Annotated in this window: 23 protein-coding genes; 8 read left to right on the plus strand and 15 right to left on the minus strand. The window is 60.9% G+C overall.

What is annotated here, in order from left to right:
* The first annotated feature begins 154 nt into the window (after positions 1-154).
* Entirely contained in the window at positions 155-865 is a 711-nt protein-coding gene (locus AABA34_RS01830; RefSeq protein ID WP_338303629.1) for a head GIN domain-containing protein, read from the plus strand.
* Between the two features lie 44 nt (positions 866-909).
* Entirely contained in the window at positions 910-1254 is a 345-nt protein-coding gene (locus AABA34_RS01835; RefSeq protein ID WP_338303630.1) for a hypothetical protein, read from the plus strand.
* Here the strand turns inward: AABA34_RS01835 and AABA34_RS01840 are convergent.
* Positions 1251-2204, minus strand: coding sequence for an L-threonylcarbamoyladenylate synthase (locus AABA34_RS01840; RefSeq protein WP_338304776.1), 954 nt, complete (start codon positions 2202-2204; stop codon positions 1251-1253). The two genes, AABA34_RS01835 and AABA34_RS01840, sit on opposite strands and share 4 nt — an antisense overlap.
* Positions 2205-2295: 91 nt before the next feature.
* Between AABA34_RS01840 and AABA34_RS01845 the strand changes: the two genes are divergently transcribed.
* Positions 2296-4038, plus strand: coding sequence for an acyl-CoA dehydrogenase (locus AABA34_RS01845; RefSeq protein WP_338303631.1), 1743 nt, complete (start codon positions 2296-2298; stop codon positions 4036-4038).
* Between the two features lie 5 nt (positions 4039-4043).
* The gene (locus tag AABA34_RS01850) at positions 4044-4868 is read left to right on the plus strand and encodes a DUF815 domain-containing protein (RefSeq protein ID WP_338303632.1); all 825 of its coding nucleotides are present in this window, start codon (positions 4044-4046) and stop codon (positions 4866-4868) included.
* On the opposite strand, the gene AABA34_RS01855 is transcribed toward AABA34_RS01850, so the two are convergent.
* On the minus strand, positions 4865-6346 hold the full coding sequence (locus AABA34_RS01855) for a PQQ-dependent sugar dehydrogenase (RefSeq protein WP_338303633.1): 1482 nt from the start codon (positions 6344-6346) through the stop codon (positions 4865-4867). The genes AABA34_RS01850 and AABA34_RS01855 overlap by 4 nt on opposite strands.
* A 49-nt stretch (positions 6347-6395) precedes the next feature.
* Between AABA34_RS01855 and AABA34_RS01860 the strand changes: the two genes are divergently transcribed.
* Both AABA34_RS01860 and AABA34_RS01865 read left to right on the plus strand, forming a co-directional pair.
* Positions 6396-6893: a GAF domain-containing protein gene (locus AABA34_RS01860; RefSeq protein ID WP_252259416.1), complete on the plus strand. Its 498-nt coding sequence runs from the start codon at positions 6396-6398 to the stop codon at positions 6891-6893.
* Positions 6894-7035: 142 nt separating this feature from the next.
* Positions 7036-7896, plus strand: coding sequence for a hypothetical protein (locus AABA34_RS01865; protein WP_338303634.1), 861 nt, complete (start codon positions 7036-7038; stop codon positions 7894-7896).
* A 9-nt stretch (positions 7897-7905) separates the two neighbouring features.
* On the opposite strand, the gene AABA34_RS01870 is transcribed toward AABA34_RS01865, so the two are convergent.
* From AABA34_RS01870 to AABA34_RS01910, 9 genes are all read right to left on the minus strand, one after another.
* Positions 7906-10695 (minus strand): carboxypeptidase-like regulatory domain-containing protein, encoded by a 2790-nt coding sequence (locus AABA34_RS01870; protein ID WP_338303635.1) that lies wholly within the window; start codon positions 10693-10695, stop codon positions 7906-7908.
* 28 nt (positions 10696-10723) lie between these two features.
* On the minus strand, positions 10724-11560 hold the full coding sequence (locus AABA34_RS01875; RefSeq protein ID WP_338303636.1) for a fimbrial biogenesis chaperone: 837 nt from the start codon (positions 11558-11560) through the stop codon (positions 10724-10726).
* Positions 11561-11770: 210 nt separating this feature from the next.
* Positions 11771-12313 (minus strand): DUF4402 domain-containing protein, encoded by a 543-nt coding sequence (locus AABA34_RS01880; protein WP_338303637.1) that lies wholly within the window; start codon positions 12311-12313, stop codon positions 11771-11773.
* Between the two features lie 240 nt (positions 12314-12553).
* Positions 12554-13543, minus strand: coding sequence for a ParB/RepB/Spo0J family partition protein (locus AABA34_RS01885; RefSeq protein ID WP_338303638.1), 990 nt, complete (start codon positions 13541-13543; stop codon positions 12554-12556).
* Complete coding sequence (locus tag AABA34_RS01890; protein WP_338303639.1) at positions 13540-14316, minus strand: ParA family protein; 777 nt, start codon at positions 14314-14316, stop codon at positions 13540-13542. Before AABA34_RS01890 ends, AABA34_RS01885 begins: the two co-directional genes overlap by 4 nt.
* Before the next feature lie 63 nt (positions 14317-14379).
* Complete coding sequence (gene rsmG / locus AABA34_RS01895; protein WP_338303640.1) at positions 14380-15024, minus strand: 16S rRNA (guanine(527)-N(7))-methyltransferase RsmG; 645 nt, start codon at positions 15022-15024, stop codon at positions 14380-14382.
* Positions 15021-16874, minus strand: coding sequence for a tRNA uridine-5-carboxymethylaminomethyl(34) synthesis enzyme MnmG (gene mnmG, locus AABA34_RS01900; protein WP_338303641.1), 1854 nt, complete (start codon positions 16872-16874; stop codon positions 15021-15023). Before mnmG ends, rsmG begins: the two co-directional genes overlap by 4 nt.
* 70 nt (positions 16875-16944) lie before the next feature.
* Positions 16945-18231 carry a tRNA uridine-5-carboxymethylaminomethyl(34) synthesis GTPase MnmE gene (mnmE, locus tag AABA34_RS01905; RefSeq protein ID WP_338303642.1) on the minus strand — a complete coding sequence of 429 codons (1287 nt, stop codon included), beginning with the start codon at positions 18229-18231 and terminating at the stop codon, positions 16945-16947.
* A 30-nt stretch (positions 18232-18261) separates the two neighbouring features.
* Positions 18262-18525, minus strand: a complete 264-nt coding sequence (locus AABA34_RS01910; protein ID WP_338303643.1) for a DUF6489 family protein — start codon at positions 18523-18525, stop codon at positions 18262-18264.
* Between the two features lie 135 nt (positions 18526-18660).
* Between AABA34_RS01910 and AABA34_RS01915 the strand changes: the two genes are divergently transcribed.
* Both AABA34_RS01915 and AABA34_RS01920 read left to right on the plus strand, forming a co-directional pair.
* The gene (locus tag AABA34_RS01915) at positions 18661-19356 is read left to right on the plus strand and encodes a dienelactone hydrolase family protein (RefSeq protein ID WP_338303644.1); all 696 of its coding nucleotides are present in this window, start codon (positions 18661-18663) and stop codon (positions 19354-19356) included.
* A 1-nt stretch (position 19357) separates the two neighbouring features.
* Positions 19358-19768 carry a nuclear transport factor 2 family protein gene (locus AABA34_RS01920; protein ID WP_338303645.1) on the plus strand — a complete coding sequence of 137 codons (411 nt, stop codon included), beginning with the start codon at positions 19358-19360 and terminating at the stop codon, positions 19766-19768.
* 6 nt (positions 19769-19774) lie between these two features.
* Here AABA34_RS01920 and AABA34_RS01925 read toward each other — a convergent pair whose 3' ends face one another.
* From AABA34_RS01925 to hemE, 4 genes are all read right to left on the minus strand, one after another.
* Positions 19775-20167 (minus strand): BLUF domain-containing protein, encoded by a 393-nt coding sequence (locus AABA34_RS01925; protein ID WP_338303646.1) that lies wholly within the window; start codon positions 20165-20167, stop codon positions 19775-19777.
* Between the two features lie 28 nt (positions 20168-20195).
* The gene (rho, locus tag AABA34_RS01930; RefSeq protein ID WP_034956512.1) at positions 20196-21461 is read right to left on the minus strand and encodes a transcription termination factor Rho; all 1266 of its coding nucleotides are present in this window, start codon (positions 21459-21461) and stop codon (positions 20196-20198) included.
* 205 nt (positions 21462-21666) lie between these two features.
* Entirely contained in the window at positions 21667-22113 is a 447-nt protein-coding gene (locus AABA34_RS01935; RefSeq protein WP_338303647.1) for a CopD family protein, read from the minus strand.
* A 2-nt stretch (positions 22114-22115) separates the two neighbouring features.
* Positions 22116-23132 (minus strand): uroporphyrinogen decarboxylase, encoded by a 1017-nt coding sequence (hemE, locus tag AABA34_RS01940; protein ID WP_338303648.1) that lies wholly within the window; start codon positions 23130-23132, stop codon positions 22116-22118.
* Positions 23133-23360: the final 228 nt, after the last annotated feature.

A 23360-nucleotide genomic window follows, 5' to 3' on the forward strand; every position in this document is an offset into this window, starting at 1 on the left:
GCTCCTTGCAAGTCAGATCATAGTGTATTAACTCAGTAACACGCTATTGATGCAATTGCAGCAGACGGAGGCGGGAATGTTGGATCGGCTCATCAAAAGGATGGCCCCGCTCGCGGCCATGGCGCTTGGTGCCGCGCTGTCAGGGTGCGGTGACATGGATGTTACCATCAACGGTCAGGAAGGCGTGCCGCTGGCCGAACTCGATATGAGCGGCCCGGTACCGAATGAAATCGTTGTCGCATCGGGTGACAAGGTCATCATTACCGAAGGCGATGAACTGACGATCACGGTCGAAGGCGATGATGATGCCGTGTCGGACCTGCGCTTCGTGCGCGACGGCAGCATGTTGGGCGTCACGCGGGAAAGCCGTTCCTGGGGCGATTCGGGTTCCGCGATCATTCGCATCACCATGGCCGCCCCGCGCGAGCTGGTGATCGGTGGGAGCGGCGAGATCGAGACGCCCGGCGTAGCCTCCACCGCTGAAGCCACCATCGGCGGCTCTGGAACGATCAGGCTCGGCACTGTCGCGGCAGACAAGCTTGAGGTGGTGATCGGCGGCGCTGGCGAGATTTTCGCCGCCGGCACGGCCAAGGCGCTCGAAATATCGATCGGTGGATCGGGAAGTGCCGATTTTTCGGAACTGACCGCAGATGACGTCGAAATTTCGATTGGCGGATCGGGCGATGTGACGCTCAAGTCGGATGGTGAAGTCGAAGCCAATATCGGCGGGTCGGGCAATATCACCGTGGTTGGCAGTGCCAAATGCACGCTCAACTCCTTTGGTTCGGGCACGCTTGATTGCAAGCCGGCCCCGGGAGCAGCGGCGCCTGAAGCTATTGCCGCAGAAGAACCCGGCACCGAATAACAACGGCCGACCGTTGTCGGCTTGCATTCCACACGGGAGCGCGCATGTTTGACGCCATGCGCGCTCCTTTGCTTCTGGCCCTTGCTGCCGCCTCGCTCATCCTGTCGGGATGCATCGTCAAGACTGCGGCCAATGTGGTCACCGCCCCGGTGCGGGTCGGCGCGAAGGCTGTCGATCTTGCCACCACCAGCCAGTCAGAGGCGGATGAGGCAAGGGGTCGGGAGATACGCAGGCGCGAAGAACGGCTCGGCAAACTCGAACGAGAGTATCGCGAAAAGCAGCAGCAATGCGATGAAGGCGATCGCTCAGCGTGCCGGGATGCCGAGGCGATTTATGCCGAGATACAGGAGATCCTGCCCACTATTCCGGCTGAACCCGAGCGCGGTTAGTCAGGCAGACTTGCGGCCCGGCGCAGGCGATCATTGATTGCCCGGCCGACTTCGCCATAGGGGATGGGAGCGACCGCTATTGCAGGCTTTTCCGAGGCGGCAGCGCGGTGCAGGCAATCATAGAGGCGGGCAGCCGCTTCAATCAGATCGCCCGATGGTGACAGATTGCAGTCACCATCCAGTTCACCGAACCCTATGAAATACTCTCCATCCTCCGCCCGGCTCGCGCTCAGTTTCATGGGCTTGCCCGGGGAATAGTGGCGGGAGAGTTGGCCAGGCGCTTCAATCCCGGCGTCAGTCGCAGCCGTTTCGGGCCCGAGAATGCGCTCCAGTGTTTCCTTTGTGACGGGGCCAGGGCGAAGCAAAGACCACTCACCTCCTTCGCGCAAGGCCACGATGGTTGATTCGAGCCCCTTCTGGCTCGCCCCGCCATCAAGCACCATAGGGCAAGCATCGCCCAGTGAAGCGACGACGTGATCCGGCTGGGTCGGGCTGATTTCCTCGCTGCGATTGGCTGAAGGCGCAGCGACAGGGAAACCGGTTTGCGCCAGAACGGCCTGCATCACGCGGTGTGCGGGCTGGCGCAAGGCTATGGTGGGCAAACCTGCCGTCACTGCGCCGGCAATCTGCGCCCCTTCGCGCAAAGGCAGCACCATCGTCAGCGGACCGGGCCAGAACCGCTCGGCCAGATCGAGGGCGCGATCATCGAAATGCGCGATTTCCTCTGCCTGGGCGCGGTCGCGGACATGGACGATCAACGGGTTGAAGTCGGGGCGGCCCTTTGTCGCATAAATGCGCGCCACGGCGTCGGCGCTGTCCGCTCGCGCGGCAAGGCCGTAAACCGTCTCTGTCGGAAGTGCGACCAACCCTCCCGATTCTAGGATTCGCGCCGCTCGCCCGACACCCTCGGCATCCGCTTGCACCACTTCCGTAACGTTCTTGCCGCTCATCTTCTGGCCGCTATATTCTTCGATGATCCATGCCAAGACATACTGGCATTTTCCCTTCTCGACACGAACCAAAACAGAACAGGTTACCCACGTGACACCTTACACCCCACCGACCCAGGACCAATTGCTCGCGATCCGTGTGAACGCGGGGATCGAAGAGCTCGCCGAGGCGGAAAAATTCGCCCATGCGGAGGCTGATCTGGTCGAGGCAATCGTCGAAGGCGTGGGACAGTTTGCGGCCGGCGAATTCGCACCGCTCAACCGGATCGGCGATCTTGAAGGGGCAAAACTAGAAAATGGCGTCGTCCGCCTGCCGGATGGGTTCAAGGCGGCCTATGATGCCTATGTCGAGCAGGGCTGGAACTCGATTGCCAGTTCGACCGATTTCGGTGGGCAGGGCCTGCCCTTTGCACTGTCCTGCAACGTGCTCGAAAATCTCGGTGCCGCCAATATGGCGTTCAACCTGCTGCCGATGCTGTCGGTCGGTGCGATTGAGGCGCTGGAACATCACGGCAGCAAGGGTCAGCAGGCAAAGTATCTGCCCAACCTTGTCAGCGGCAAATGGTCGGGAACGATGAACCTCACAGAACCAGCGGCCGGTAGCGATGTCGGGGCGCTGCGTTCAACTGCAGAGCCGATCAGCGAGGGGCCACACGCCGGCAAATACCGCATTGCCGGACAGAAGATCTACATCACCTGGGGCGATCACGAATTGGCGGAAAACATCATCCATCTGGTGCTGGCCCGCCTGCCGGGTGCACCCGAAGGTTCGCGCGGGATCTCGTTGTTCGTGGTGCCCAAGTATCATGTGAATGACGATGGCACCCTGGGGCCGCGCAACGATCTGCGGCCGGTCAGCCTTGAGCACAAGCTCGGCATCAACGCCTCTCCCACCTGCGTCATGTCCTACGGCGATAATGGCGAATGCATCGGCGAGCTGGTCGGCGCGGAAAACCGCGGTCTCGCCGCCATGTTCACGATGATGAACAATGCCCGCATCAATGTCGGCAATCAGGGCGTGCAAATTGGCGAGCGCGCGACGCAGCAGGCTTTGGCCTATGCACGCGACCGGGTGCAGTCGGCGCGCGCAGGCTCGCCCGACAAGAGCCCGGTTCCCATTATCGAGCACCCTGACGTTCGCCGGATGATCCTGCGCATGAAGGCCCTGACCGAAGGCGCGCGAGCCTTGTTGTATTACTGCGCGGGACAGGTCGATCGCGGAACGCTGGGCAATGTCGATGCGAAGAACCGGGCCGAGATCCTGGTTCCGCTGCTGAAGGCATGGGGCACCGATATCGGCGTCGAAGTCGCCGGGATCGGGATACAGGTGCATGGCGGCATGGGTTTCGTCGAAGAAACCGGCGCGGCACAGCACTGGCGCGATTCCAAGATCGCCCCGATCTACGAAGGTACCAATGGAATCCAGGCCGCCGATCTGGTTACGCGCAAACTGGGGCTTGAAGGCGGAGAAGCCATGATCGGCCTGTTTGGCGCCATCGCAGCCGATGCCAAGGACGAGCCGGGTTTGCGCAGTCTCGCGCAGGACTGCATGGATATCGCCCGCTGGATGCGGGACGAAGCGAGCCTCGATGATCGTCTTGCAGGGAGCGTCCCGTTCTGCACCATGGCAGCTGTGGCAGTCACAGGCTGGCAATTCACGAAACAAGTCGAAGCTGTGGCCGCAGGCGCGTCACCCTCGCTTGCAGAGACGAAGCCGGTTACCGCCCGGTTCTTCCTCGACCGGATCGTGCCCGAAGCAGCAGGGCTGAAAGCCGGGGCGATGGCTGGGGCCGATCTGCTCTACGCGCTACCCAGCGAAAAACTGGCCGGTTGATCGGGATGGCCTCGCAACAGGACGTTCTGGCGCGGATTGCCGATGCCCTCGAACGCCTTGCCCCGCAGGCCCCGGCACCAACCGACTGGCTTTCGGCTCCAGCGTATTTCTGGCGTGGTGAGACGGTCTTGCCGGTTGGAGATATCCCTGCATTGCCGCTCGGAAATCTGCGCGGGATCGATCAGCAGAAGGCTGCGGTTTGCGCCAATCTCGAACGGCTTGCGGCCGGGGCTGCCGCTCATGACATGCTTTTGTGGGGCGCACGCGGAATGGGAAAGTCGGCGCTGATCCGATCTGCGGTGAGCGCTGTCCAGGCGGGCGCAGCCGGGAGGCTCGGACTGGTGCAGATCGCACCTGATGCCCTGTCGCACTTCCCGGCTCTGATTGCCGCCTTGTCCAAACAAGACCGGGCGTTTCTGTTGTTTGTCGATGACCTCGGCTTCGGCGCCGACAGCGCGCAGGAGAACCTTGCGCTGCGCAGCCTGCTGGACGGCGGGATTGTTGCAAGGCCCGGCAACATCCGGATCGCAGTCACCTCCAATCGGCGGGCCATCGTCCAGAGAGAGGCTGGCGAAGCGGAAGCCGTCCATGAACGCGACGAGCGCGACAATGCGCTGGCTCTGGCTGACAGATTCGGCCTGACGCTCGGGTTTCATCCCTGTGGGCGCGAAACCTATCTCGAGATTGTCGCCAGCTATGCGGAACCGCTCGGGCTGGAAGTCGATGCCGAGGAAGCGCTCGCCTTTGCAATTGCGCGCGGCAACCGTTCGGGCCGCACGGCGTACCAGTTCGCCTGCGAACTGGCCGGCCGCGCGGGATTGACGCTTTAGCGGATCTGCTGCCCAGCCTGTTCGCGCAGGTAATCTTCCTCGAACGACGCACGCGGATCCACCAGTTCGCGTTGCGGGCGCAGCGGCGCTCCGCGAAGGCGCTCGATCCCGGCACCGGCCTCGCTGTCGGGCGCAAGGGTGCGCCAGATTATCCCGGCCGTGTCATCGGACACCAGCAACGACCCGTCCCCGGCCCATTCGACCCAGGTCGGGCGACCCTTTGTGGTGCCGTCGGCGTTGAGAAAGCCGGAGAGAACCGGAACAGGTTTGCCCGTCGGTTTGCCGCGCTCGTCAAAGGCGACATAGACGACGTCGTAACCCGAAGGCGGCTTGCGGTTCCACGAACCATGCCGGGCAATGAAGGCACCGCTCGCCATGGCGTCACCCATGCGGTGGCCCTCTGCCGTGAACACGAGACCAAGCGCAGCGACGTGCGGGCCGAGCGCATATTCGGGATTGCGCGAGTATTCGAGCAGGAAGCGCGGCATCGGTGCCTTCACACGGCGGTCGATGTTGTCGCGATAATACACCCAGGGCCAGCCGTATTGCGCCCCCACCGGAACATTGGTGAGATAGTCAGGGACAAGGTCGGAACCTAGCATGTCGCGCTCGTTGACGGTCGTCCACAATTCGCCCGACCAAGGGCTGAAATCGAGCCCGTTGGGGTTGCGCAACCCTGCCGCGAACTGGCGCGCCGAGCCTGATTGCAGATCATACTCCCAGATCATCGCCCGGCCTTCTTCGACTGCCATGCCGGATTCGCCGATATTGCTGACCGAACCGACGGCGATGTAGAGGCGGTTGCCCTCTGGATTTATCTCCATGTTGCGCATCCAATGGCCCCCGCCTGCGGGCAGGTCCATCAGCTTGCGCGGTTCACCCGTCACCGCTTCGGCACCCAGCTCATAGGGAAAGGCGAGGACTGCATTGTGATTGGCAACATACAGAGTACCGTCGCGCCAGCTCATGCCGGAAGGGGAATCCAGCCCCTCTTCAAGAATGGTCTGGCGCACTTCGGCAACGCCGTCGCCATCGGCATCGCGCAGCAGCACGATCTGGTTGGGCGAAGCGCCGGTCGCGCCCGCTTCTGACAGCAGCATGGAGGCGATCCAGCCCTTGATCGAATCCATGATCCCGCCGTCGCCGCCTTCCTTCGCGGGCGCTCGAGTCAGCGTCACCAGAACATCGCCATTGGGCAAGGCATAGAGCACGCGTGGATGCTCCAGCCCTTCGGCAAAACGATTGACCGTCAGGCCCTCGGCGGCCTCGGGCACTTGCCCGTCTTCCCAGCCCACCGGCTTGGCAATCTGGACGGTGGGGAAGCTTTCCGCCTCCGGTGCCTGCAGCGTCGGATCAGTCCCGGCAACCGCATCAACCGAGAGATCGGCGGTGTCCCCGCGCGACAGATAATAGAGCCCGCCAGCGACAACGACGGCGAAAACGACAAGAGCGATTGCGAGTTTGCGAAGAATTCCCATGTGAAGCGAGATAGAAGAGCCATCCGGTTCCGACAACAGGATAACGCCAGTGTACGATTTCAAGCCCGACCCGTCCCTCGATCCGGCGGAGCGCTATCGCCAATTGTGCGATGCCGCCGATGCATTGACCAGCACGGAGCCGGACGGCGTCGCCAATATGGCCAATGTTGCCGCGCTGATCTGGGAATTCCTGCCCGATCTCAACTGGGCCGGGTTCTACCGGATGGGGCAGAATGCCAGGGGTGAAAGTGAGTTGGTGTTGGGACCATTTGTCGGTCGTCCGGCCTGTATTCGGATTCCCTTGGGTGTCGGGGTTTGCGGAACCGCCGCCCAAAGCAAGACGGCTCAACTGGTTGAAGACGTTCACGCCTTTCCCGGCCACATCGCCTGTGATGCGGCGAGTCGGTCGGAATTGGTCGTTCCGGTGATTCGCGAAGGGAAGGTTGTTGCGGTTATCGATCTCGACAGCCCCGAACCGGCGCGGTTCACCGAAGCGGACGCAGACGGGCTGGAGGCGCTGGCGCAAATGCTGGCTGATCGCATCTAGTTTCTGCCGGGCAATCGCCCCGAAACGAGACACCGGCGGCAAGGGCGCTTGGTGAGCTGGCAAAGCAGGTGGTAAACCGCTTGCTAACCATACGTTTTGTCACGCTCGCGCACCTTGCGCCGATTCTTCCGGGGGGAACCTCATGCAATTCAAGTCCAAAACTCGCCGAGCAGCCTTCGGATTCGGTAGCGGCATCGGTATCGCGATAGCAGCTGCCGCAGCGCCTGCCGTCGCCCAGGCGCAGGTCGTCGCCCCGATGACGAGCGAGGAAATCCGCGCCCTTCCGGTGGAATACCAAACCGCACCGGTGATCGAGGAGTTCGAGGAACGGACCATCGACGCCAATGGGGTCGAAACCATCACTCGTACCCGCGTGATCGAATCGGCAAGCCCCTATCCCGCTGGTGGACACCAGTATCGGCAATATACCCCGACCTATCATCATGCTCCCGCGGCCGCCGTGTTCCAGCGCGACCAGTGGATCGCCGAATGTGAACGCCGCACAGCCAATCGCGGTGACAGCGAGAGGGGCGGCATCATTGGCGCCCTGCTAGGCGCGATCGGGGGCGGCATCGCCGGAAATCGTATTGCCGACGCAGGTGACCGCCTCGGCGGAACCCTGATCGGTGCAGGGGTTGGCGGGCTGGGCGGCCTGCTTCTCGGCAGTCTGATTGGCGGGGGTCGCAATGATCGTGGTGACTATGACTGCGAGGCCGCGCTCGACAGCTATCTCTCGCAATACGGCCATGGCGCGGCGCGCTATATCCCGGCACCTGCCTATGCCCCGGCAGCTCCGGTGCAATACGGTTATGGCTATGCGCCTCCTCACTACGGCTACAGCTATGCGCCGCCACAGCAGATCGTTTATGTGCCGGTGCACTATCAACAGCAGCAGCGGGTTGTGGTGACGGAAACCGTGCGCGAGGAGGTCATACCCGGCGCAACGCGGGTTGTCCCGCCAGCACCGCGCCCCGCGCCTCCGCGCTATATCAAGGGCAACTGATCCCCCGGATCACTCCGGCCTGACCGCAGCAATGACCGGGGCACGCTGCTCCGGCGGTTCAGGCTTGTCTTCCGGGACAAGCCGGATCGTGCCGAAACGCATCACGTCTTCCTCCCGACCAAGGTTGAACCCGCTCTGGCCGCTGCTGGTGCTGAGAGATCCGGCAACCCTCAGAGTGCGCGCTGCATCCGCAGCAACACGCAGCCGGTATTCGCCATAGGGCACGCGCTGGAACAGGAAGAATCCGTCAAACTCGCTGATAGTCTCCGCCACAACGGCACCCTGAAGATTGACCAGTTCCAGCCGCACACCGGGCTGTTCGATGCCGGACGGGTTCAGCAGCGATCCCTCGACTTCGCCGGTGGGAGAAATGGCCAGTTCGATCTGAGCGACGACGCCCGGGCGTGGGGTAACGACCACGCCTTTGACCGATGGCGCAAGGAAAGGATCCCGCAGCGAGGATTCATCGATCCCCACCAATACCGGACGGAAGGGGCGCAATTCATCGACAATCGCACGGCCATTCGCCCCGGTGATCGCCTCGGTCCCGCGCAAGCCGGCCTCCACCATTACGTCCGGGAGCACTTCCTCGCCCGGATCGCGACGCGAATTGCCGTTGTCATCTCGGAAGACGGTTACGGCAGCCTGGCCGCTGCGAGCCAGTTTGGTGTTGGTCACCCTGATGCCACCGGAAACCGGATCTGGGCCAAGGCTGAATGCCAGTTGGACCGAGGCCCCCACGCCACCGCGGGAAGTTACAAAGGCGTCCCCGCGCAATGAGAACTCGTCAAACCGGTGTGAATAGCCGGTGGTAAGGCGGAATTCGTCGATCCGGGTCGTGTAGTCGAGCTGGGCCTGAAAATCGGAGTCTTCGCCGAAGCTGGTATCAAGCCTGACCGTCGCGCTCTCCAGCCCCTTGTCACGCCCGGACGTGAGGAAGGTGGCATTGCCACGCACCCGGAAGTGTTTGAACCGGGCATTGGCGAGCATTCTGACGCGGGTTTCCGAATCAGCCGGAGTGACGGGGCTTCTGGTGCGTTCCTGATGGCTCAATTGCGCTGACACGGCGAAGCGGCCCGCAGTGAGCGAGGTCGTCATTAGCAATTCGTTAACTTCTGTACCGTCCTTGAGCTTCGAATGCGAGATATCTGCCTGTAATGGCAGAGAAAACTTGCCCAACGCCAGTGAAGTATCGAAATTGAAGCCTGCCCTGTAGTCAAGCTGCTGTTGCGCGAACTCGGATGTGAAGTTTCCGAAGGCCACGAGGGCATTCGCACCGAAATTGAAGCGTCCGAGACGGCCAAGCGCCCGTGCTTCGGCGACCGAACCGGCCCCGAATTCGTGCGCACCGCCGAATTCCAGCTGCATCGCCCCGAATGAGCGCATGAGCGCGCCTTCCAGGTACTTCCGACGTCGTCCGTCAAAGAACAGGCTCTGCACGCTGAGAGCAGCGCTGGTTCTCTTATCCAGACCGCGCTCGACGCCAACGCCCCAGCGCCATTTCTGCGGAATTGTCTGCACACTGGAGTCCAGATCGATCAAATCTCGATCGTTCTGGACAATTCCCGCCCAATATTGCGTTTCGCCCGGCTCGATCTGGTTGAAACCGATGGGGACGAAGGTCTTGTCGCGGCGGATCTGCCCTTGCGGCCCGTAAAGCACGACTTCGAGGTCGTTACGGCCGAAAAACAGTTCCACATCAAGGAATTCGTAGCGCCCGTCGCCGCGATCGTCCTGGAACGCGATCAGCTGGCCGTTGCGATACAGTTCCGCGTCCCATCCTGCCGGCAGAACACCGCGCAAAGTGGTGGTTGAGAAGCGCGAAACCTGTCCGATGGGCTGATTGCTGATGAACGCACCCCGGCCAATCGCAGTCTGGGCCGTAAGGCGGCCTGGAACGGTCTCAACGTCGCCAATAGCGACCTGAGTGGCTTTGAGTGGGCCAAGGAGTTCGCCGTTCGGATCGTTGCGATAGGCACGCACGCGCAAGGCGCTGGGTTTGAGCTGGTCATCAGTCGCAAGGCGAGCGAAATAGCTGGCCCCCAACGCCTCTCCCGCGGCGTAGAGTTCGACGCGGGCTTCTGCGCCATCGCGGCTGCTCTCACCTGTCCTCACCCCCGCACGGGCGACGAAGTCGACCGATGGAGTGCGCCATGGGCGGTATTCCATTTCCGCCGTAGGGTATTGGGAAAGGTCGAATTGCTTTGGCCCGCCACGAAGTCGCGCGGCGCGACTTCTGCGCTCTATCGCCTGCATGAACGGAAGTTCGCGGTCGGATTCAAGCCGGACGATCGCATTATAGAGATCGGGCTTGAAGGTGATGCCAAACCATCGTGACAGCGCATTGGTATCGACGCACCAGCCTTCGGGAGTGTCATAAATGTCCCGAGCAACCGGTGCACGACCATTGTTCACGTTTTGTACCGTTCCAGAGTCGCGATCGAGAGTGAATTTCTGGTCTTCCGCGAACAACCAGCCAGTTGCGCGGCGCGACTCTTTGTCGATGCGGATAGGAAGGTCGAGCGATTGGATGACATCGGCCAGATCGAGGCAAATCCCGCGATCGGTCTGATAGCCGCGCACGTCATACGTCAGCTTGTAGTTCTGAATGACGAGCTGGAGGAAAAGGAAATCGTCATCATTGGCTTGCCAGTTCGAAGCTGATTGCGCGCTCGCAGGCTGATAACTGGCGTTTCCGCTGGAATTCTGGGCCTCGACGGGCGTTTCGGCCATAAACGCGCCAAACGCCACCGCGATACTCGCGGCGGCGCCCAGGGTTCGATGGCGAAGCGCTCTCATGGCAATCTTGTCCGATCAGCCCATCGGCTCAGCCCAGAAAGCTGTCCACGGCGGCAATCAGGCCGCCTCCGGCTTCGGGCATTTCGCGGTATTCGATCCGCAGCTGTCCGGTGAGGTTGGCTCTCTGGTCGGGCGTTAGGCGGACCCGCACTTCGCGTTCATTGAGTTCGGGATAGACGGCGACACCGCGCAATTCGACGATCGGTTCCGGCAGGCCAGGCTTGGTCACGCTCAGAACCCCGTAGGTCGAGCTTTCGCCCGCGCGGCTGATGGAAAGCGACAGTTCCGGCCCTGCTTCACCCTGCACGATGCTGGGCTGGTTGAGGGCCACCTGCGCCTCGACCCTGCCCTGGCGCACGATGATGGGAATGGTGACGCCATAGATCGGGATCAACTGGATCGACACGCCATCGGCTTGTTGATCCTGATCGCTCACCTCGCGCGGGCGCGGTATTGCCTTGAAGGACATGTGGACGCGATACTCGCCATCGGCGAGATCCGCGCCGGGCCGGGCCGCCAGACGGACGGCCTGCGGCTGACCGGGCGGAAGCGTGATGCGCCGCGGAGCGTAGCGGATCATTCCGAGTGCCGCTTCCTCGATGGCGTTGGCATCGGTCCGCTCGACCGGTTCCAACCGGCCGTTTTCGAGCATGCGGCGCAGTTCGAGTTCGATGCGATAGGTTGCTTCTTCGGAGCCAATATTGCTGAGAATTACTTCTGTGCCGCGCGATCCATCAAGAATGACGCGTGTCGGTGCCACCAGCAGGTCACCCTGTGCCTCAACCGGTGCTGCGAGAGCGACAGTCGAAGCGGCAACCAAAGCAGCGGCAAAACTGGAGATTTTCTTTATTTTTTTGAATGACATCGCGTCGATTGCTCCCTGGGTCGGACAATCGGGACCCTTCCGACTGCCCACGTATTTTCACGGAGTTTGGTAACCGATCAGAGTTAAGAAGAGCTAAACCATGATGGGTCGCGGCGCGGTCACGCAAAAGGAAAGCCGCACCCCTGCGAGAGGGATGCGGCTTGAACCTGTGTCGAAGATGCTATGGCGCCCGGAAGCGCCGATCAGCTCTTACGAATATTCGACCGAGACGGTGAAGGTGCCGTCATAGATGCCCGAAACTTCGGTGCCGTCGAGGGTGATCGTGCCACCGACGTCAAAGGTCGCATCGCCAGCACCGTCGAGGGTCACTTCAGGACCGGTGCCGCCGTTTTCGCTCGAGGTGAACGAATCAAGGATGATGCTGGTTTCAGCAGCGGTGAGCGGCGTGTAGGTCGAGTGGCGCAGTTCCACCGAAGAAGCCGGCAGATTGATGGTCACGGCCTTGTTGGCGGTTCCCTCAACCGAGAAGCTGGCAACGCTGGTGCTACCCGAGCAAACGATGTCCACGGCCGAGCAATCGAGCGTTCCATCGGAGCCCAGCGTCACAGCGCCGCCGCCGCTGACAACCATGGCACCGAAATCAAGCGTAGTGTCGGCAGTCAGAACGAGTGCATCGAGCACTTCGGCAGTGGCATCGGCGGTAGCGGTGTCTGCGTGTGCAGCCGAGCTCATGCCAAGTGCGGCAAACATGGCAACGCCAGCAGCGCCAAAACGAATGGTCTTTTTCATCATCTGGTCCTTTTCAAACCTGGTCTTTTCCCGTGCACACATGACCTGATTTGCGACCCGAATCGCGCCGAATGGCCATGTCCGCCGAACGGGAAAGCCCCCCGTTCGCACAGCCTAGGTAGAACCCCGAGGTTCAACGTTCGTTTTTGGGTATGGTTACCCGGATGGTAAGGATTGACGGACAGGGCCAGTCAAACGGCGGAAATCTGCCGTTTCCGATGCTCAAATGCAGCGAAATGCGGCTTAAATATCCCCGCCCGTAAGCCGCTGACACACAAGATCGAGCTGATCCAGAGTGCCATATTTGATGGTGATGGAGCCGGATCTCGGGTCCGAATCGGCCTTGATCCGGACCGTAAGCCCAAGAAATTCCTCAAGATGATTCTGCACCGCCACGATGTCGGCATTTTCCGCGATGGTGGCGGCGGAACTGGCGGCGTTAGTGGTGCCAGCCTTCGCGCCCTTGGCAAGCTTTCGAACCAGCTTCTCGATCTCACGCACCGAGAGGTTGTCGTTCACGGCCTTGCGCGCAAGATCAGCGGCATCGTCCTGTCCGATGAGAGCGCGTGCGTGGCCCATGGACAGACGACCCGCCTCGACCAGATCAAGCACTGCGGAAGGAAGGCTGAGCAATCGCTGGATATTGGCCACGTGGCTGCGCGATTTTTCCACCATCCGGGCGATCTCGGCCTGGGTCATGCCCTCTTCTTCCGAAAGCCGGTGATAGGCGCGCGCTTCCTCGACAGGGTTCAGATCTTCGCGCTGGAGGTTTTCGATAAGGGCGAGCGCCATGACCTCGCGCTCGCTGAGATCGCGCACCAGCGCCGGGATCTCATGCAACCGGGCCTTCTGCGCCGCACGCCAGCGGCGTTCGCCCGCAACCAGCTGGTACCGCCCTGCCCCAAGCGGCCTGACGATGACAGGCTGGATCACGCCGCGAGCCGCGATCGAGGCCGCAAGTTCATCGAGTGCGGTTTCGTCAAAGTGCTTGCGCGGGTTTCCCGGCAATGGCTCGATTGCGGCGACTGCCAGATTTTTCAAAGGAGAATCAGAGGGTTGTTGGCTATTTTCGGCGGCAGAGCCGCTGGTTTCCGGTGCGCTTCGTACCAGCGGTTCCTCACGCTTGGTTTCACCAAGCAATGCGCCCAGCCCCTTGCCCAGCTTTTTCTTCCGATCAGCAGCACTGCGCTGAGGGACGGAAAAACGGATCGGATCGTTGGTGGTGCCGCTCACGCTGCTTGCCTTTCTGCCGGGAAGCGCCCGATCAGCTCACGCGCAAGCCCGATGTAGGCGCGGCTTCCGGCGCATTCATTGTCATAGATTAGAGCCGGCATCCCGTAACTGGGAGCTTCGGAAAGCCGGACATTGCGGGGGATGACGGTGTCGAAAACGACGTTGCCAAGGCAATCGCGCACATCATCCGCGACCTGATCGGTCAACCGGTTGCGGCGATCGAACATGGTGAGAGCCACCCCGATAATGCCGAGCGAGGGATTGAAACGCTGTTTCACCAATTCGACGGTCTGCAGCAGTTGGCTCAGCCCCTCCAGGGCGAAGAATTCACACTGCAGCGGCACAAGCAGCGTGTCTGCGGCGCACAGTGCGTTCAGTGTCAACAGCCCCAGCGAGGGCGGACAGTCGATGAAGCAGATTTCATATCCCTGGTGATCGCGCAGTGCGGTGCGCAGACGGGCTGCACGATCCTCAACCGAAACAAGTTCGACCTCAGCCCCGCTGAGATCTTGCGTGGCAGGCACGATATCGAGCCCGGGAATGGCCGTTTCGACAATCGCTTCAGTGAGTGGAACCTCGTCAACAAGGACGTCATAGCTCGAAACACCTCGCGATTCGGCCCCCACACCCATTCCGGTCGAAGCATTGCCCTGCGGGTCGAGGTCAATGAGCAAGGTCCGCCATCCGGTTGCGGCCATGGCGGTCGCCATATTGATCGCAGTGGTCGTCTTGCCAACGCCACCCTTTTGGTTCGCAATCGCAATCGTAAGCATTGTGCGTTCCCTATGTCGTTTCCGCCAACAGACAGGCGAGGATCGGTTTCAACAGTGTGAGGGTCAGACGCTCACGATGATTCCAGCCTCCGGATCGGTCAAGGATTGTTTCACGTGGAACATTTTCCGAATCGTTGGCTTGGTTGCCTCCAATTCGTGCGCCGCGGAGCGCCCCTTCGGCAAGAGGTAACGGGTGCCCCTTGTGGAGAAGGGTGCGGATAAGCGCAGCAACTTCTGCAACGGAGCAAAGGCCCGTGCCGAAATGATCCATGCAGGAAATGGCTCAACCCGCTCAAGTCGCTGCCCGATCACTCGGCAATTGGCCAAACCCAGTTCGTGTTTGCAGGATTCGAGAAATTCTACGCGGCGAGCCCGCGATTCGACCAAAACCACCGGAATTTCAGGCCTCAGGATGGCAATTACGAGGCCGGGCAATCCAGGGCCGGTACCAAGATCAAGCCAGGGGCCAGCCGCGCCTTCCGGATATGTTTCACGTGGAACATGCCCAAGGAGCTGCGCACTGTCCGCAATATGGCGCTGCCAGACCTCGGCCACTGATGCCTTGCTGATCAAGTTCTGACGTGAGTTTTCGGCAAGCAGCAGGTCAACGTAGCGGTTAAGTCGCTCCAGCGCCTCCTCTGTGGCCAACTGCTCGACGTAGCGTTGCGCCGCGCCCTCGCTGGCTAGCTGGGCCTGTCCAGTAGTCATGCTGCTGACTGCCAACGACGAGCGTGCACCAGAAGCGCTGAAAGTGCGGCGGGTGTAACTCCGGGGACCCGACCCGCCGCAGCCAGACTGGTGGGAGCAGCCGCAGTCAGGCGCTCGATCATCTCGTTTGAGAGGCCGGGAACGTTGGCATAGGGAAAATCGGACGCTAGCGGCAATTCCTCGCTGGCACGCAGATCACGCAATTCCGATTCCTGTCGTGCAAGATAAGGCGCATACGCAGCATCCTCAGCCATTTCCTCGGCCAGCTGCCTGTCCTGATCGATACCATCGCCCAACCAGGGGCTCAGATCGTCAAGGCTGATTCCATCGTGGGCCAGCCACTCCGAGACCGGCTTCTCGCCGGTATCACGCCGTACTGCCAATCCATGCTCGGCAAGCTCCTTGCCGTGGATCTTGGAAGCAAAAGCGTCAGCAATTGGCCCACGAAGCGTCTCACGCGCTTCGAACCACCGGCGCCGCTCATCACCGATACAACCCGCTTCGATCCCAAGACCGGTGAGGCGCGAAGACGCATTGTTTGCCCGAAGGCGCAGGCGATATTCGGCCCGTGACGTCAGCATGCGGTAAGGCTCGCTCACGCCCTGAAGGGTCAGATCATCAATCATTACCGCAATGTACGAATTCGCACGATCAAGTCGGGGTGCTTGCTTGCCAAGCTGCGCAGCCGCTGCCTCGAGGCCAGCAACCAACCCTTGCGCCGCCGCTTCCTCGTAACCGGTGGTGCCGTTTATCTGACCCGCACAATACAACCCCGGGATCGCGCGGAACTGCAAGTCGGGCGTCAATGCGCGGGGATCGATGTGGTCATACTCCACCGCATAGCCAGGAACGACCATCTCCACGCGCTCCAACCCCGGCATGGTACGCAGCATGGCCTGCTGGACATCCACAGGCAGAGAGGTGCTGATGCCATTGGGATAGACCAGATGCGTGTCGAGGCCCTCGGGCTCAAGAAACACTTGGTGGCCATCACGATCACCGAACCGATGGATCTTGTCCTCGATCGAGGGGCAATAGCGCGGGCCTGCCGCGCCGATGGCTCCTGAAAACAGAGGCGAACGGTGCAAGTTGGCGCGGATAACATCATGCGCGGCTTGGGTGGTTCGCGAAATGGCACAGAACACCTGCGGGTTCGAGCGCTTTGCCGTAAGTGGCGACATCGTCCACTCATCGGCATCCGAATGCTGCTCTTCCAACGAAGCCCAATCAATCGTTCGCCCATCAAGCCTGGGGGGTGTTCCTGTCTTGAGGCGGGCCATGGGCAAATCTGCGGCGCGCAATTGCGCCGCCAGTCGGGCGGCGGCATTCTCACCAATTCGCCCACCCTCAAACCGTTCTTCTCCGCGGAACAGGATGCCACCAAGGAACGTCCCTGTGCAAAGGATTACCCTTTCCGCGTCGATCAAGCGGCCACCGGCGAGTTCTAAGCTTGAAACCCGCCCACCATCCAACTTGAGCGCCGCTGCCTCCCCTTCAATCAGGCTCAGGTTCGGCTGATTGTGGACGATGGCCTGCACTGCGGCCTTGAAGAGCTTTCGATCGGCCTGAACGCGCGGACCCCAGACCGCACTGCCCTTTGAGCGGTTCAGCATCCGGTAGTGGATGGCCCCGGCATCGGCAGCACGCCCGATCACGCCATCCAGAGCATCAACTTCCCGAACCAGATGACCCTTTCCGAGACCACCAATCGCCGGATTGCAGCTCATGGCGCCGATGGCGTTAAGATCAAAGCTGACCAACGCAGTGCGTGCGCCCATGCGAGCCGCCGCACAAGCAGCCTCGACACCGGCATGGCCGCCGCCAACCACGATTACCTCATAGGATTGCATGAGCGCCAAATAGGGGCAGCGCCCCGTCCCGTCAAAGCTGTTTCACGTGGAACACCGCGCGGGCGCAGAGCTATTTACCGATGCAGAAACGTCCGAACAGCGCATCAAGCATATCCTCTGTGGTTGCCCGACCGACCAGACGATCAAACGCAAGGCGCACGCGCCGCAACTCTTCACCCACAATCAGCAGGTCCGAACGGGATTTCGCAGCGTCGAGCGCCTCCAGAGCCTCCTCAAGCCGAGCGTACTGCCGTCGATTGAGCGTCGCCTCTCCCGGACGAGGCATGGATTGGCGTGCATGGGCAACGAGGTCAGCCTTGAAATCGGCCATCCCATCGCCGGTCACAGCTGAAACAACATGGCGCGGGCATGCCTTCTTGATCCGGTCAACGTCGTCCGAGCGAGCGGCAATCTCCCACGCACCCTTGGGCCCCCTCCCCTCGTCCCCCAGCCAAAGAACAAGATCCGCGCGGTCAACCTCGGCATGGGCGCGGGCGATGCCGATAGCCTCGATCTCCTCCGCGCCATGCTCTCGCAGTCCGGCCGTGTCCACAAAGGTAAAGGGGACCCCCGAGATCGCGACCGACCGCTCGATCACATCGCGCGTAGTCCCCGCGATTGGGGACGTGATCGCCGCCTCACTCTCAATCAACGCATTGAAAAGTGTAGACTTTCCAGAATTTGGTGGACCAGCCAGCACCACCCTGAAACCCTCCTTGAGCTTCTCGGTCCGGGGACGCTCGAGAACCTCCCGCACCTCACTCATCAGGCTTTCGAAGTTCCACGTGAAACCCTCGGGCAGATCATCGACATCGCCCTCGTCCGAGAAATCGAGCGCCGCCTCGACCTGCGCGGACAGGCGAAGCGCCTCATCACGCCAGGCTTCGACCCTGGCCGAAAGCGCGCCGCCCATGTTGGTGAGCGCCGCGGCGCGTTGCAGTTCGGTCTCGGCTTCGAGCAAGTCGGCGAGCCCTTCGGCGGCAGCCAAATCGATCCGGCCATTGGCAAACGCCCTGCGGGTAAACTCGCCTTCCTCGGCCGGTCGCAATCCATCCAGCGACCCCAAGGCGGCGCAAACCGCTGCAACAACCGCTCTTCCCCCGTGGCATTGCAATTCGACACAGTCCTCCCCGGTTGCCGAACCGGGGCCCGGAAACTTCAGGACGAGCGCCTCATCGAGCAAATCGCCATTCTTGCCAAACAGCCTCGCCAGGCTGGGCCGGCGCGGGGCAACGTCGCGACCAACCAGCGAATTCAAGGCGGCAAAGGCATCCGGCCCACTGATCCTGATCACCGCGATCGCGCAAGGGGGTGCTCCGCTCGATACGGCAAAGATGGTTGAGCCATTTGCAGACATTACATGCGCGTCCGGACAGCAGGTCCGTGATCAGTCCTTGCTTCCACCCTTCGATGACGAACCCGAAGCCCCGCGCATCCCGCCTTCGACAAAGCTTTGGAACAGTTTCAGCCCGACCTGCCCCATTGGCGCGAGCGCCTTGGCATATTCCTGCAATTGATCGGGGTTGCTCACGCCCTGCATCGCCTTGGTGAGATTGTCGACGTACACATTGTTGGCTTGGGTCACATCGGGCAGCCCCATGAAACTGCGGGCTTCTTCCGGTGTGCATTCGATTTCAATGTTGATCTTCATCGGTTCCTCCCCTCACCCGTGTCGAAACAGGGTCATATGCCTTGTCTCACCACATTTGGGTTTGGCCAAGTTCAATCGCAATGGCTAAACCGCAAACCAACCCAGACACGCCTACCCAAACGAAAGGACCCGACAATGGCAACGGTTTCCATTCCCACCCTCGAGAAAGACTCGGAATTCGGCGCCTATGTCGCGCGCCCGGGATCAACCCCCAAAGCCGCGATTATCGTCATTCAGGAAATCTTCGGAGTGAACACCGGAATCCGCCAGAAGTGCGACAAGCTGGCAGCCGAAGGGTATCTGGCGCTGGCCCCTGACCTGTTCTGGCGCCTGAAGCCCGGCATCGAACTGGATCCGGACGTGGAGCCGGAATTTCACCAGGCACTCGAATGGATGGGCAAATTCAATCAGGACGCCGGCATTCGGGATATTCAGGCGACCATCGACTTCATCCGCGAACACGAAGGCATCGAGAAGGTCGGCTGCGTCGGCTATTGTCTCGGCGGTCGCCTGGCCTTCATGACGGCGGCGCGCACCAGCATTGATGCCTCTGTCGGATATTACGGTGTCGGCATCGATGGCCTGTTGGATGAAAAGGAAGCCATCGCCAATCCCCTGATGCTGCACATCCCGACAGAAGACGGCTTTGTAGACAAGGCGACGCAGGCCGCGATGCATGCGGGACTGGACGATCACCCGCGTGTCACGCTGTATGATTACGATGGCCTTGATCACGGCTTCGCAACCGAAATCGGCAAGCGCCGGGACGAACGCGCGGCAAATGTCGCGGATGGGCGGACTTCAGCCTTCTTTGCCGAACATCTGGGGTAATATGATGGAGACAAGATCAGCCCTCGCCCGCTGGCACGAAGTCGCCGCCGCAGGAAGCAAGCCCGAAGAACTTGCCGCCATCATGCGCGAAGATGCGGTATTCCTCTCGCCCGTCGTTCATACCCCTCAAAAGGGCAGGCCAATCGTCGTCGCCTATCTTACCGCCGCGGGGAAGACATTGGGGAATGACAGCTTCCGCTATGTGCGCGAAGTCGTTGGCGAAGGCACCGTTGTGCTGGAATTCGAAACCGAGATGGACGGCATCCTCGTCAACGGAATCGATATGATCAGTTTTGATGACGACGGCCTCATCACCGAATTCAAGGTGATGGTGCGCCCCCTGAAGGCGATCAACAAGGTCTGGGAGATGATGGCGGCGCAACTGGACCGGCAAAAAGCCGCCGCCGACTAATTCGCCTCAGTTAAGGACCGCGAAGTTCAGGATCATCCGGCGAACCTCGCCTTCCAATCCCGCCGGCAGGTCCTGTTCGAGCAATTGCCTGCGATTGGCGACACTCTCAGCGATGATCACCCGCTTCATTGCCCATTTAGGGCAGGTGCGCTCGGCTACCTCGCCGCTGTGGAGGATTGAAACACCACTGTGACGCGGATCCGTGCTGATCCGCGCCATCAGCGAATCCAGTTCGGCCTTGTCGCCTTCGAGCAGCTGGAGGAAGTTGCGACCGTTGTAGAGCAGCAGCCCGGTGACGCCGCGCGCGGGATTATTGCGCGCGCTCGTCGCCAGGATCGCATCCACCTCGTCACGCGAGAGGCTGGGTGCGGTGCTGATGTACAGATACTGGCTGAGCATTCGCCCCCTCCCTTGGTGAGCCGGCCCCTTACTGATTCATGGTATCGAAGAAATCCTCGTTGGTCTTCGAATCCTTCATCTTGTCGAGCAAGAACTCCATCGCATCTACGGTGCCCATCTGCATAAGGATGCGACGCAGGACCCACATCTTCGACAGCTTGTCCTTCTCGACCAGCAGCTCTTCCTTGCGGGTGCCCGACTTGCCGACATCGAGCGCCGGGAAGATGCGCTTGTCCGAAACCTTGCGGTCGAGCACGATTTCCGAGTTGCCGGTTCCCTTGAACTCTTCGAAGATCACCTCGTCCATGCGGCTGCCGGTGTCGATCAGCGCGGTAGCAATGATGGAGAGCGAACCGCCTTCCTCGATATTGCGGGCAGCACCGAAGAAACGCTTGGGCCGCTGGAGCGCGTTGGCGTCCACACCACCGGTCAGTACCTTGCCCGAACTTGGCACCACAGTGTTGTAGGCACGGCCAAGGCGGGTGATCGAATCCAGCAGGATAACCACATCGTGCTTGTGCTCGACCAGGCGTTTCGCCTTTTCGATAACCATTTCAGCAACTTGAACGTGGCGATTGGCCGGTTCGTCAAAGGTCGAGGAGATCACCTCGCCCTTCACGCTACGCTGCATGTCGGTGACTTCTTCAGGGCGTTCATCGACCAGCAGGACCAGCAGGAAAACTTCCGGGTGGTTGTCGGTGATGGCCTTCGCGATGTTTTGCAGCAGCACCGTCTTACCAGTGCGCGGCGGCGCAACGATCAGCGCGCGCTGGCCCTTGCCCTGCGGCGAGATGATGTCGATCACACGGGCCGACTTGTCCTTCACCGTCGGATCGAGCGTATCGAGATTAAGCTTCTCGTCTGGATACAATGGCGTGAGGTTGTCGAAATTGGTGCGCATCCGCACCGCTTCGGGGTCTTCGAAATTGACCTTGCTGAGGCTGGTCAGTGCAAAATACCGTTCTCCGTCCCGCGGAGCACGAATCTCACCTTCGACGGTATCGCCGGTGCGCAGTCCCCATTTGCGAATCTGGTTGGGCGAGACATAAATATCGTCCGGCCCGGCGAGGTAATTCGCTTCGGGAGAACGCAGGAAGCCGAAACCGTCCTGAAGCACCTCGATGGTGCCGATCCCCATGATCTTTTCTTCGTATTCCTCGTCCTCTGCGAGTTCGCGCAGGATGCTGAACAGCAGGTCCTGCCGCCGCATGGTCGAGGCGCCTTCGACGCCGAGCTCTTCTGCCATAGCGACCAGTTCGGCCGGTGTGCGAGCTTTCAAGTCCTTGAGATGCATTTGTTTTCTATTCCGATGTCTGGAAGTGGCCGGCTGGTCAGTACCTCTTTGGACGAGGCGCTCCTTGGATGATCATAATGTCCGTTCATCGGGAGCTGGGCTTGGAGAAAGCAGACCCGGCCGAGCAGGACGCGCGGCCAATGCCGATTGGGTTTCGCCTAAATATAATCGCGCGCGGACAAGGTCAATCGCGTAAAGCGATCCCTCAGAACGGTCGCAGGTAAACCAGTGCGACGATCAGTACCAGCAGCAGCCCGGGAACTTCGCCGATCATGCGCAGCGTCTTTTCCGAAAGCGGACGCTCGCCGCGCGCCATCTTCTTGGTCTGCGCCACCAGCCAACCGTGATAGCCGGTGAGCACCAGAACCAGCGTCACCTTGGCATGCAACCAGCCCGCGCCGCTGAAAGCGCCCAGACCGAGCGCCAGAGTCAGGCCGAGTGCCCAGACCACGATAAGGCTAGGCGTGAGGATGATCTTGCGCAGCTTGCCCATGCGATCCGCCCACTTGGCCTCGCCTTCGCTGCCCGCCGCATGATCAAGCATGTAGATGCACTGGCGCGGCAGCATGAACAGGCCCGCCATCCAGAAAACCATGAACACGACATGGCCGATCTTGAGCCAGAGATAGAGACTCGGGAAAACGTCCTGCATGATCAGCCTCGCACCGCTTTCAGCAATTCCTCTACATGTTCGATCGGAGTGAACTGGCCGATCCCGTGACCAAGGTTGAACACGTGCGGCCGGTCTTCAAACGTCTTGAGGATGTGTTCGACCCGCTTTGGCAAGGCGGGTCCACCCGCTTCGACCAGCAACGGATCGAGATTTCCCTGCACCGGCATCCCTTCCGGCAGCGAAGCGTGCGCCCAGGCCGGATCGAGCGTTTCATCAAGCCCCACCGCATCGACGCCGGTTTCCCGCGCATAGGCAGGCAGTTTCGCCCCTGCCCCCTTGGGAAACCCGATGACCGGTGTTTCAGGGTGCGATTGCTTGATCGCGGCGGCGATTTTCGCATTGGGCGCAATAACCCAGCGCTCGAATTCGTCAGGGGCAAGGCTTCCCGCCCAGCTGTCGAACAATTGCACGGCTTCGGCCCCGGCATCGATCTGACCGCGCAGATATTCGATCGAAACTTCAATAATGGCATCGCAGATTGCCTGCATCCGGGCCGGATCGCGATAAGCCAGAAGCCGCGCCGGCCCCTGATCCTTCGACCCTTCGCCTGCGATCATATAGGTCGCAACAGTCCAGGGCGAACCCGCAAAGCCAAGCATGGTGACCTGATCGCCGATCTGGCTCCGGGTCAAACGCACCGTTTCGTAGATGGGATTAAACAGTTCGTGCTTGGCGGTGAAGGAGTCCAGCTCTGTTTCCAGCAGCGTCGGGCTGAGTTTCGGCCCTTCCCCGGCAAGAAATTCAAGCCCCTGCCCCATTGCATGCGGCACGATCAGAATGTCGGAAAACAGGATTGCCCCGTCAAACCCGAAACGCCGGATCGGTTGCACGGTAATCTCGGCCGCCGCCTCGCTGTCATAGACAAGTTCGAGAAACCCGCCTTTTTCGGCCCTTAGGGCACGATATTCGGGGAGATAACGCCCGGCCTGGCGCATAAGCCACACGGGAGCGATTTCTTGGCGATGACCCTTCAGGGTTTCTAGCAACGGACCAGGCATGGATCCCTCTAAACAAATAAAAATGATTTATAAAAGGATTGATGGAGTCTGTTGGCCCTGTGGATAGCGGGAATTACCCGCCGTTGCCGAACTTCTCCCGCAAAAAGCCCCCTCTTCCCCTCCATGCGAATCCGCAGCCTTGTGCGGTCAAGCACGATCTATCCCCATTGTCCCCAGCCTGTCGACATCCTCTGTTCTGTGTAGAGAAATGCTCTGGCGGAATGGCCT

This window comes from Erythrobacter sp. Dej080120_24 (genome assembly GCF_036322605.1).
Taxonomy (GTDB): Bacteria; Pseudomonadota; Alphaproteobacteria; order Sphingomonadales; family Sphingomonadaceae; genus Erythrobacter; species Erythrobacter aurantius.